The sequence below is a fragment of the Syntrophomonas sp. UBA5494 genome (genome assembly GCF_002426325.1).
In genome coordinates this window covers 5646-17450 of the sequence record NZ_DIPG01000082.1, presented here as the reverse complement: position 1 = coordinate 17450, position 11805 = coordinate 5646, and the positions used below count along the sequence as shown (strand labels likewise).

Here is an 11805-nt window from a genome sequence, read left to right as displayed (position 1 = left end):
TTCCGACCACTTGAGTGAGAAATACCGTATTGCCAACGCGAGTACAAGGATACCGGCCAGTTTATGTATAAACGCCTCACCGAAGATGCTTTGATCCGTACGAATAACCATGTATTCAACTGCTCTGAACACGAAGCATACCAAATAAACGACCAGGATGGCTTTCACCGGATCCAACAGCTTGTTTTCTTTCATAAATGGACGCTCCCATAATATAAAATAATCACCGATTACGCTCATTAATCTCATTGACAAATTGGAATCTTTAATTTGCCAGAGGATCAAATACCATTTCTTCTCGAACAGCTTGTGGTATTTTGTGGGGCGGAATAAATTCGGGGCCCCCGGCAACGGGAAACGCTCCGGCATTTGGCCATGTTAATGAACTCCTTTTGTTTAGAATTGCAGGGGGCAGAATTTTTGAGCAATTTTCAATACTATATATAATTTCGTAGGGATTAGCAATTTTTCCGCCCTTTAGTGATCCATAAAATTTTTCGGCTTTCGGGCAGGTCATAAAGGAAACACGGGAAAGCACAGGAGGAACACGGGGACTGATTGCGGCAATTATGGGGCGGTTAAATTCAGCGTTCAGAAACGGGAAACGCTCCGGCAATGTTTGGAAAAATGTAGGGTTTTGCTCCGCTTTGGCGTCTAATCATTACGAGGAGGCGGAAGATGGTTGAAGAAATTTTCGGTACCGAATAATGATCATGCAATTGATATGCAACGACTGATTGATGAATACGGAAATAGTCTTTTGCGGATGTGCTATCTCTATTTTCATGACTTGCAGTTAGCGGAAGATGCTGTACAGGATACCTATATCAAAGTGTATCAAAACCGGGATAAATTCAAAGGAGCGTGTGCTGAAAAAACTTGGATCACCGGTATTGCTATCAATGTCTGCAAATCGCATTTAAGAAGGTCATGGCAAAGAATTCAGTCAAAAGCAACATCATTTATTGTATAATTACGTGAAAGCACGGTTTCGGAGCCTAAAAGTGAAGGTTGGTTTTATGAATAATAAGAAAGTAATCTTTGGGTTGATTATGGTAGCGTTTATTTTTATCGGAGCTATTTATTGTCTGCTCCCTCTTCCCCAAAGCGACACTGATACGTTGAACTGTCCATCTGAATTTTATATAACGACGAATAACCAATTTGAATTGCAGCCTCCTGGCCAATGTGCAGCATATTCCAGTGCATTTGTTGTGAGGCATTTTGGTCATGAAGCTGAGTCTGATATGGTATACAAGCATATGCGATTCAAAATACCTGTTTCCGGTTATGTGCTTCCCAAAGGAATGATCATTTATATTCAAGAATCTGATTTGAAACCAGAAATATATCGCGGAAACCTGCTGAATTTGAAATCCAGACTGACCAAAAGTAATCCTGTAATCGTATTAATAGGCCAAGGACTGCAATGGCAACATTACATGACTCTGTTGGGATATAATACCACGGAGAAAGAATTGTATTTCTATGACTCAAAAAAATCATCCGATGAAAATGGCGCATTACCAGGTAATAGAACATTAACGGAAGATTATTTTCTTACCTTATGGGATAATGGATTGCCAATTTTCAATCATGTTTATATTACTGTAAGTGCATAGGTATCGTTACAATGACTTCGGCAACGTATTTCCGCTCCAGGCATGGTTAGCGCCGGAAACCGCCTAAGGATAGGACATGTTGGTAAGTTCTGGCTGTCCAGCCGCCGAAATGACAGTTTTTGCTTTCCCGTTGGGCGGTTGTTCATGATGCATCAACTCAACATATTAAAAGCTTTCTTTGTCAGGCGACTTGATGCTTACAATAGGCGCGTACGACAAAGAAAAGGAATACCGGGATTTCAACCGCCGCGGCCGCCATTATCACATCAGGCGTCCAAAGGCTTATTTGCCCAACATGCAGGTAGTTAAGGTCAATCAGTTGATATAATAGACTATTCTTCATTCCAACTCCTGCCGATGGCAAAATAGAACTAATCCAGTTTTCACCCAAGGTTGAATACGCAAAAATGGGAAGCAAACACGATGCAAAGGCGATCAGGATGACTGTAAGCGAATCCTTGCATTTAGCTGATAGAAACAATGTGAAGCTAATCGTTGCCAGCAAAGAAAGTAGGCCGCCGATTGCCATAACAACTTGCAGTTGTCCGAGATTAAGAGCAGGAAGGCTGATAGCAGAGAAAAGCATCTGCATGGATGTTTTCATGCACTCCGGCCCAAAGGCAAGGTTTGAAATGAGTAAGTGCAGAAAAATACACACAACGAAATTTACAACAAAAATCGTTAAAGCGGCTGCGATTTTTGTAATCGCCAATCGGGAACGTCCATGTTTTGTGCAGCGCAAAACACTGTCCGAACCCGTCTGATACTCATTAGAGAACGTAGGCGCAGCCATAGCGGTACAAAGGATGACACATACAAAAATGAAAAATCCGATGTAATCAAAGGCGTCCCTTGAATATCCGGCATATAGCAGAAAAGGTGTTTTTACCTCTGCGTATTTTCTCAGAGCCTGCTCCTGTGCAGCTGATCCCTTTTGCTCTAATTGCATGAAATCTTTTAGGTGCTGCACCGTTTGCTCATAAAAACGGTCTAATTGGTCCGGGGATATATCCTTTAAATCTGCTGCCATACCGGTCTTGTGGTCAGCAAATGCTTCTTGCACCTGTCTTCCTAAAAGCGGCCTGATAGGAGAAATCTTTTCCGTATAGACAGCCAACGGAAAATTCTCGCTGCCAACCTCTCCATATTGAGAAACAGTGCGCTGATAGGTTTTCAAGGCGGCTTTGAGCTTTTCCGGGGTGACTTCGCCATTATGGACGGAGCGAATCGACTTTTTATAGGCAATCGCCTCCAAACCATTTAACTCAACGATGTGTATGGTCGTCAGTTCCATGTCATTTCTCCTTTTCTCCGTGTTACAAAAGCAAACGCCCTTGCTCAGTACCTATCGTACCGAACCAGGGCGCCTAAAACTTTAAGAGGAGCCGGATAAATTCCTAAGAAAATCCTAATGTCCCATCGATATTTCCCTAAGATGGAGCTGGCAGCGACACTGTAAATGTAACGGTATCATTTTCACTATGGACAGAGATTTCTCCGCCGTGCAAATGGACGATTTCTTGCGCGATAGAGAGGCCAAGCCCCGCTCCGCCCGTGTCTGAGTTGCGGGCGTCATCCAGACGATTGAATTTCTCGAAAATGGCAGATAGCTGCTCGGGCGGAATGTTCGGCCCGTGGTTCTCAAAGGCAATTACGATTTTGTCGGTGTCCGTCTTGGCGGAAATAATAATTTCCGTATTGGGATAGCTGTATTGAGCAGCGTTTTTCAGAATGTTGTTGAGCACTCTGGCCAGCTTTTCGGAGTCCGCATAAACCGTCAAATTTTCATCTGCGCGGAGAATAGCGGAATTTCCTTTGGCAGACAAGACAGGATAAAATTCATCAATCAACTGTACGAGCATATAGTATAAATCCGCATTCTCTTTGGTCAGCTTGATTTGCTGCGTATGGTAGCGTGTAATTTCAAAAAATTCATTGATGAGCTTTTCCAGCCGCTGCGCTTTTTTCAGCGCAATGCCTATATAGTTGGCTTTTTGTTCAACCGGCATGTCGGGTGCTTCATCGAGCAAACTCAAATAGCCGATAACGGAGGTTAGCGGCGTCCGGATATCATGCGCCAGATACATCACCAATTCGTTCTTTTTGCTCTCGGCCTCTTTTACCGCCTGCCGGCTTAACAGGACAGACATTTTGATTTGGTTCATCTGCTTTTCCATGTCCTTTAGCGGCTCGGACAATTCTATGGTACTATCGTTTTGCTGATACACAGTTTGGGTAGCATTTATGATTTCCTGCAAATATCCCCAGGGCATTTTCCAGTAATGATAGAAGATGTAACAAAAGCCGATCACCAGGTACAGGAAGTAGATAACACTAGTTCTCAAATAAAGCCATGCAAAAAATGGGTTGGAAAACCGGCTGAACGCATAGTCGGCCAGCACCACCAAGCCATAACCAGCCATCGTATAGATTAGCAGGGTGATATATAGCCGGAGCCGTAATTTCTTTTCTATGGGATGACTTTTCTTAACCAATTTTGTACCCCACTCCCCATATGGTTTTGATATATTTCGGCTCGTCTGCGGTATCGCCTATTTTTTCACGCAAATGCCGGATATGAACCGTGATCGTGTTATTGCTTTTGCTGTAATATTCGTCCCGCCATATTTCATGGAACAATGCTTCGGCGCTTATGACGGTTCCCTTGCGCTCCAGCAAAATACGGAGTATGGAAAATTCCGTAGGGGTCAGCGAAACAGGCTTTTCATTCAGCAGGCATTCATGGGTCTTAGGCTTTACTTCCAGCCCGGAATAGGACAGAACCGGGCCGGTATCCGTCCCCTCTTGGGAGGGGTTGTACTTTTTGTACCGGCGCAGCTGCGCCTTTACTCTGGCAACCAATTCGAGAGGGCGGAACGGTTTTGTGACATAGTCGTCGGCGCCTAAAGTTAAGCCGGTGATTTTGTCGGTTTCCTCGTCTTTGGCCGTTAGCATGATAACCGGAAAAGTATATTTCTCGCGGATTTTCCGGCAAAGAGCAAAGCCGTTTACATCCGGCATCATAATATCCAAAATAGCAAGGTCAAGTTCTTCTGTTTCGATGCAGGCTAAAGCATCCTTAGCAGAATAAAACTTGAAAACAGTATAGTTCTCATTTTGCAGATAGACTTCTATCAAGTCCGCAATATCGTGTTCGTCATCGACGACAAGAACTTTATCATTCATTAAACCGAACTCCTTTCCGGTCCGTTGAGGCGATATAGAATTTTATCAAATTCCATAAATTCATTTGTTATTTTCTGCATGAGAAATTATTAAGGATTTATTAACGCCGGAGATTCTTTATACCGCCCATCAGGACGCTTCATGTAAATATACAGGGGGGTCCCTATAGTATATAACGTTTGATAATACCCCAAATGATGGGCCTTTCAATTTTTATTTTCCATGTTTCATGGATTTTCATACCAATAAAGCATGGAGCAAGGTTGTTTTCCCTTCCTTCTTGTCAAATGGATAGATAATTTTATAAAAAAAAGAGCGCTTGACTTTGCCCTAACTGGAAGCCGTATACTCCAATCAGAACATGTTCAAAATGCCATTGGGTGGTGATTCTATGCTTACAATCGGAGAATTCTCCAGAATCAGCAGAGTGTCTACCAAAACGCTCCGCTATTACGATCAGATCGGGCTGCTCAAGCCCGGATTTGTCAGCCAGGACTCCGGTTACCGCTATTACGAGGTTTCTCAGCTTCGGGACATGCTGCTGATTTCGAGGCTGAAGCGGTATCGTTTCTCTTTGCCGGAGATTTCCGCTGTTCTGGTCACAAGGGACAACTGTCATCTGGCCGAACTCCTGCAAGCCAAAAAAGAGGAGTTCCTGCGGCAAATCAACGACCAGCAGCACCTCCTGCTACAGATGGAGCAGGACATTGAGAAAATAGAAAGGTGTGAGAATATAATGCAAGCGAATTATTTGGTGAAAACCGTGGAGGTGCAGCCCAAAACCATCTATTCCCTGAGACGGAAAATGAGTGTTCGAGATTTTGCGGAAGCCTTTGGCACATTATGCGCCGGGCTGGAAAAGAACCGGCTGAAACCTACCGGGCCGTTCCTATCCGTCTACCATGATGAAGAATTCAATCACGAATGCACGGATATTGAAGTCGGGGTGGAGGTAGCGGGCGGCAGCGGCCAGCAGGTGCGGAGGCTTGCTCCGGGACTTTGCTGCTTTGCCACCCATATCGGCCCCTATGACGATTTCACTCCGTGCTACACGGCGTTGATGGAATGGATTGAAAGGGAGGGGTACACCGTTTCCGGACCGCCCTTTGAATTGTACATCAAAGGCTGCGATGACAACGTTCCGCCCAGTGAATATGTAACCGAAATTTATTTTCCCATCAAAAAGTAATACACCAGGATAGCACGAAAGGCAGGGTAACCTACGGAATCTCCCTGCCTTTTTATTCCCCGCCCGCCTTTACCGTATGGACCATTTTAAAATACAGAAAAACCGCAACTGTTTCTGCAATACAAGTGAAAGCAATAATGAGCCCCGTTTGATTCAGGCTATACAGCCACCCCATCAGTGCTGACCCGATCAAAAGGGCCAGACCGTAGTTGGCGTTGAAAACACCGTAACTGGTACCGCGTTTATGAAAGGGCGTAATATCGGCAATGGCCGAGCGCATAACGGTTTCATGGGTTCCCATGACCACACCGAAAATAACCATGCCGATAACGATCAGTATGATCGAGTTGCTTATGGTCATAAACGGCAGCAGCAGCGTAATAAAGGGAATAGCCATCAGAACAGCCAGGCCTCCCGTTTTCATTTCCTTTTCCTTTTTCATGCGATCATAGGCTTTGCCGACCAGCAGCGCAGCTATGGCATCTACCGCCATAGCCATTGAATACAGCAGCGTGATATTGCCATCGGACATCATATTATTGGCTTTCAGATGATAGCCGATGATGCTGAAATTGACAAATCCCAGGGTGCAGAAAAAGGTGAAAGCCGTATATATCCAGAAGATTGGTTGAAGCCGCTCTGAGCGGAATTCTTTCTTTTTTATGTCGGTGATGAGATGGTTTCGTTGGATGCTGCGGTAGGCATAGGCCACAAAGAGCATCAGCAGAGCAAACGGGATAAAAAGCAATTTATAGCTTAACTGGTATTCCGGAATTCCGTTTTGGCTTGTAATAAAGAAAACCAATGTAAAAATCAGAGGTCCGGCCAGGGCTCCGATCTGATCCAGAGCTTCCTGAAGGCCAAAGGCAAACCCGATGCCGACCTGGTTTTCAGCAACTCCGGACAAAATCGTGTCCTTGGCGGGATTGCGCAGTGATTTTCCGATTCGCTCCATCAGAATGAGGATGACGAGAATATTCCAATTCATCGTAAAGCCCATAAAAGGTACAACAAGCAGCATGCCGTATCCCACAAAAATAAAGATCCAGTGTTTGCCGCTCTTGTCTGACAGGACGCCAGCAAACAATCTTAAAAAATATCCCAGGAACTCTCCGATGCCGAATACCAGGCCAACCTGAGCTGCGCTGATACTGAGCAGATTGAAATATTGGCTGTTGGCTCCGCGGGCGCCTTCATAGACCATGTCCCCCAGCAGGCTGATAACGCCGAATAAAACAATGACTTTAACGGCTGATGTAAGCCTCTGCCCATTTTTACTATCCATATGCAACGCACCCTCTCTCATACCCCAACGAGACAACTTAATAAAATTTCGAGCAGGGCGGATGCCGATACTCTTAGGCATAAGAAAAAGTCTTTTTCATTAATCCGCATTCCTGGTGGTTCATTCTGTGCTTTTAGCGGGCGAAACATGCTTCTGATTGGCTTCCAGTTTGGACCCCTCGCGCAGTTCCCAAAAGATTTTAAACTCCAGTTTTTCAACCTCTCTTTGCTGCTTATAGCTGATACGCAGGGTGGCCTCCCGCGGAATGATGATGTCGCTGTCCAACTCTTGCAGGAGAATTCTAATATTATTGTCATTCTCCTTTACAGCAGTTATGGCTGCACCGATTTTGTCAAACAGGGCGACAGATGTGCCGGGTACATCTTCGGAAATCATGTATCGCTCGTTTCGATTGATATAGTTGATGGAATCCCCGGAGGCCAGCCAGTGAAGCAGGGCTTCCCGGCTGAATCTCCACTCCCGGCCAATTTTACGGGCAGGAAGGTGTTCTTCGCGGAGCAGTTTAATCAGCGTTTTTTCACTGACTCCTAAAAATTCAATGGCTTGCTCAAGGTTCAGAATATCAGCGCTCATAAAAAAAAGAGCCTCCCCGGTTAGTTAATAATAATTATATGGCGATGAAATCCAAATTTTAACAACAGCAGAATTTAATATGCAATTAGCGGTAGATGATATGAATATAGCTAGAATATGGTTTCAGAATTCCTATAAGTATTTTTAGTATCAGTCTTTTTCTACCTTTCATCGTGCTTAACTTTCTTAGCGTAGTAACGTATAAAGCCAGACGCTCTTATCCTCCGGGCTATATGTAAATGTCCCAGGGCCAAATACGTCAAGGCAGAGGGAAAAATATCTTGTAAATTCCTCGTCGCCGAGGGAAGCCTTGCCACTGACTATGTGCTTGGTGCTGTCAGCCCCGCAAGGGACTTTCACCCATTAGAATGTATCCATACACACTATGATAAGCCCCGAAGTGCGGATAAAACACTTCGGGGCTTTTGCTTAACGTGTTCTTAGTCTTGCTTGTATACCCGGTACAGGAATACCACCGCCTCGGCGCGGGTGCTCTGGACGCGGGGTCTGAGCTTATCCATGTCGCCGGAAATCAGGCCTGCCCTGATCAGGCTGGCCAGGCTTTCTACCCCATAAGCAGCGATATCCGCCCGGTCGCTGAATCGATCCAGCACAGCTGTATCGCCCGCAGCCGGCACGCCTTTGCATATTTCCAGGGCGCGGCTTGTCAATACCATCATATCCTGGCGGGAGATAGTCTCCTCAGGGCTGAAAAGACTGTTTCCGCCGCCTGCCGCAATGCCGATCTTTTTGGCGACGCCGACGGCCTCATAATAGTAAAGGCCCGGCTGCACGTCATCGAAGTTTTCATTAAAGTCCGCCGTCAGTCCCAGGGTCTTGACCAGCAGCACCAGGTAGTCGGCTCTGGTGATGCCGGCTGCCGGTGAGTAGGTATTTGCCCCGCTGCCGTTGATGATGCCTTTGGAAGCCAAAACCTCAACGGGCTTCCTGGCCCACTCCGCGCCATTCAGATCATCGAAGGTCTTATGTACGTAGGTCACAGCGTAGTAGCTGAAATGAGTGGTGGTAACGCTTACCGCGCCGCTGGCCGGGTCGTAGCGCCCATCGGGTACGGAGACCGCCTGGCCGCTGCCGTTGATATACCAGATGACGATATGCTCGGGATCAGCCAGCTCCGCTGCCGTCGGATTCTCGGACTCTAAACATCGTCTGGAGCACCTTACAGTATTTCTACATACCCTTCCGCTCCGTTCACCCGAATTCTTTGCCCGTCTTTGATCAGCCTGGTGGCATTTTCCACTCCCACGACGGCCGGAATACCATATTCACGCGCAATGACAGATCCATGGGTCATCATCCCGCCTACTTCCGTCACCAGTCCTTTGACGGCTACAAAGAGCGGTGTCCAGCCCGGGTCGGTGAATTTGGTGACCAGGATATCACCTTCCTCCATAATAGCGTCCTCCAGTTTTAAAACGACCCGTGCGCGGCCCTCTATGACACCGGTTGAAACAGGTACACCTGCCAAAGCACCTGGGGGAATGTTGCCGGTATCGTATTCGCCCATTATGACCTCCCCCTCGGAGGTCATTAAGCGCGGCGGCGTCAGCTTTTCATAGAACTCGTATTCCGCTTTTCGCTTGGTGATAATGCCGTAATCCAAGCGGTTTATTTTTACTGCCTCCCGGAGTTCCTCAAAGGTCAGGTAATAGATGTCCTCCTTCTGCCGGATAATTCCCTTTTGCGCAAGCTTTCCGGCCTCTTTCAACAGTGCCTGCTTATAAATGTAGTTACATTGGATATTGGCATATTTGGGATATTCCCGGTAGCCGATCAAAGTGCGCACAATTCTGATCATCTTCTTCGTCTTTTTGGCCTTTCTCTTGCCGCCGGGCAATTGCTCCAGGCGGCTTAAAAGCTCCTGTTCCTTCTGCTTCGCTTCTTTAAACCCCTGTTCAAACCTAATCCTGTGGGCACCTGGCTCAAAGTTGCTGATGTTGTTGAGGAGCATAGGAATGAGCGCGGTCGGTTGTTCACTCCAACGGGGCCTAGTGATATCGATCTCACCGGAACAACGCATGCCGTACTTTGCAAGGTACGCCTGTATGGCTTGGCTGACCGCCTCGCCGCCTTCCAACCCGACCAGGCCCTCAAAAAAAGTCTCATTACCGGTATGATGAAAATATTCAATGACTGCCGGATAATTCCGGACCACATCGGCCACATCCAAAAGTTCAAGCCCCATCTCGGATGTAATGTTATTGTCTACCGCTTGAGAGAGTACGTCGACTGCACCTTTTTCCCCCAGCCATTTTTCCATGTTCTTATTGATCCACTTTGCCGCCAGCATCCCGACTATGAATGCTGCGACGCTTTTGGGGTCACCTATGATTTCCACTAAGCGCTTACGGTCCTGTAAAATAAAATCAAACAGTTCGTCTCCGGATATGTTGGCGATCCTTTCCTGCAGATCTTTGAGCGACTCCTCGTTGCGGGAAATGATATTTTTCACAAGCGTGGGGTCGTCCTGGCGGTAGATCTTTAGGGCCTGAATGGGAAGCGCCCAGGATAGGGCCTCTTGTCCGCTTATTACTCTCTTCCCGCGCGGCAAAGTCTTTAAAAACTGTTTTCGCTTAAATAAATTTAGCATGGCGTTTTTTATCAGAGGATCCATTTGTCCAAACATTCTCAATGCTATTTTTCTCCCCACCGGGGAGGCAAGGTCATTGCTATACTCGTAAAATAACCTTCCACCGGCTTTGCCTAGTGTATGATCCTTGAGAAAAATCTGGCAGAAGGACATTCCCAATGGTTTAATGGGTTCGGGCATCATCTGCTGGTGGCCGTAGGATATATATACACGGTTCTTTCCGTCGTTTACATCTGGTATGGGGTATAAGGTAGTGATGGGGCGGCTCTGAAGGATGTAGAAAGCATCTTCATAAAGGCACCATTCAATGTCCTGGGGCGAGCCAAAGCAGGCTTCGATCTTTCTGCCCAGACCTTCAAGCTGTAAAATCTGCCCGTCGGTCAGGGTTTGCTTATTCTGCTGCTGGGGCAGGGTCTCCTGTTTCTGGGTACCTCCTTTTTCCAGGGCATAGATGGCCAGCTTTTTGGTGGATATCTTCTTGTCGACGATTATGCCCTCCCGTACCTGGTAGCTGTCAGGATTCACCAGGCCGGAGACCAGTGCCTCTCCCAGACCGAAGCCGGCGTCGATGGACAGGATCTTTCTATTGGAGGTGACGGGATCGGCGGTAAACATAATTCCTGCAGCCTGGGGAAAAACCATCTGCTGTACGACCACAGACAGATGGATCTTGCAATGGTCAAACCCGGTTTTCATGCGGTAGATTACGGCACGGTCAGTAAACAGCGACGCCCAACACCTGCTGATATGTTTAAGGATGGCGTCTTTTCCTATAATGTTCAAATACGTATCCTGCTGACCAGCGAATGAGGCGTCAGGCAGGTCTTCCGCGGTGGCGCTGGAGCGCACCGCATAGGCATTCTTTTCGCCTAGCAAGGTGATGTACGAGGCGATTTGTTCTTCGATTTCTTTAGGGATAGCCGTCTCTGCAATAACTGCTCGGATCTTCGCGCTGATCTGGCTAATCTTTTCCGGCTCGCCCAGCCTAAGAAGAGACAAGTGATCCAGAAGATGGTTTAGTTCTTGATGGTCCTTTATGATTCTTTTATAGGCTTCAGTGGTAACGCAAAAGCCTTCCGGTACACGAATCCCTTCCATCCTGGACAGTTCCCCCAGGTTAGCGCCCTTGCCGCCTACTATGGCGGGTTTGGTTTCATCTATTTCCTTGAAACCAAGTACATATGGACTCATATTTAACCTCTTGAAACTTGAACCCCTGCATTTATGGAAGCATACAGGTAGCCATTTTAGGTTCGTTTGTGCGGTTTTGTTCGACTAAAATGAGGATCATTGAACTCATAAGTTTGCTAAAAGTAAC

The 11805-nt window shown here is 46.6% G+C and carries 10 protein-coding genes and 1 pseudogene; 3 read left to right on the top strand and 8 right to left on the bottom strand.

The genetic code is table 11. The features are described 5' to 3' along the window. Nucleotides 1-369 (bottom strand): annotated as a pseudogene (locus tag B3W37_RS09105) (hypothetical protein); the annotation flags it as partial. A gap of 313 nt (nt 370-682) precedes the next feature. Here B3W37_RS09105 and B3W37_RS09100 point away from each other — a divergent pair. Both B3W37_RS09100 and B3W37_RS09095 read left to right on the top strand, forming a co-directional pair. Continuing rightward, a complete protein-coding gene (locus B3W37_RS09100; protein ID WP_483175480.1) occupies nt 683-973 on the top strand; it encodes a sigma factor in 291 nt (96 codons plus the stop codon). Nucleotides 974-1019: 46 nt separating this feature from the next. After that, complete coding sequence (locus B3W37_RS09095) at nt 1020-1622, top strand: cysteine peptidase family C39 domain-containing protein (RefSeq protein ID WP_483170657.1); 603 nt, start codon at nt 1020-1022, stop codon at nt 1620-1622. Between the two features lie 181 nt (nt 1623-1803). On the opposite strand, the gene B3W37_RS09090 is transcribed toward B3W37_RS09095, so the two are convergent. The 3 genes from B3W37_RS09090 to vanR form a co-directional block, all read right to left on the bottom strand. Next, nucleotides 1804-2916: an ABC transporter permease gene (locus B3W37_RS09090; protein WP_483175478.1), complete on the bottom strand. Its 1113-nt coding sequence runs from the start codon at nt 2914-2916 to the stop codon at nt 1804-1806. 136 nt (nt 2917-3052) lie between these two features. Further along, nucleotides 3053-4117 carry a sensor histidine kinase gene (locus tag B3W37_RS09085; protein ID WP_483175477.1) on the bottom strand — a complete coding sequence of 355 codons (1065 nt, stop codon included), beginning with the start codon at nt 4115-4117 and terminating at the stop codon, nt 3053-3055. Continuing rightward, nucleotides 4110-4808 (bottom strand): VanR-ABDEGLN family response regulator transcription factor, encoded by a 699-nt coding sequence (gene vanR / locus B3W37_RS09080; protein WP_483175476.1) that lies wholly within the window; start codon nt 4806-4808, stop codon nt 4110-4112. The genes B3W37_RS09085 and vanR overlap by 8 nt, the downstream gene beginning before the upstream one ends. Before the next feature lie 391 nt (nt 4809-5199). On the opposite strand from vanR, the gene B3W37_RS09075 reads away from it, so the two are divergent. Continuing rightward, on the top strand, nt 5200-5997 hold the full coding sequence (locus B3W37_RS09075) for a MerR family transcriptional regulator (RefSeq protein ID WP_483170663.1): 798 nt from the start codon (nt 5200-5202) through the stop codon (nt 5995-5997). 52 nt (nt 5998-6049) lie between these two features. On the opposite strand, the gene B3W37_RS09070 is transcribed toward B3W37_RS09075, so the two are convergent. The 4 genes from B3W37_RS09070 to ppsA all read right to left on the bottom strand — a co-directional run bounded on the left by B3W37_RS09070 (nt 6050) and on the right by ppsA (nt 11678). Further along, nucleotides 6050-7282, bottom strand: a complete 1233-nt coding sequence (locus tag B3W37_RS09070) for an MFS transporter (protein ID WP_483170664.1) — start codon at nt 7280-7282, stop codon at nt 6050-6052. A 120-nt stretch (nt 7283-7402) separates the two neighbouring features. Next, nucleotides 7403-7876: a helix-turn-helix domain-containing protein gene (locus B3W37_RS09065; RefSeq protein WP_483170665.1), complete on the bottom strand. Its 474-nt coding sequence runs from the start codon at nt 7874-7876 to the stop codon at nt 7403-7405. Nucleotides 7877-8316: 440 nt separating this feature from the next. Further along, nucleotides 8317-8877 (bottom strand): S-layer homology domain-containing protein, encoded by a 561-nt coding sequence (locus B3W37_RS09060; RefSeq protein ID WP_483170666.1) that lies wholly within the window; start codon nt 8875-8877, stop codon nt 8317-8319. 179 nt (nt 8878-9056) lie between these two features. Continuing rightward, nucleotides 9057-11678, bottom strand: coding sequence for a phosphoenolpyruvate synthase (ppsA, locus tag B3W37_RS09055; protein WP_483175475.1), 2622 nt, complete (start codon nt 11676-11678; stop codon nt 9057-9059). Between the last annotated feature and the right edge of the window lie 127 nt (nt 11679-11805).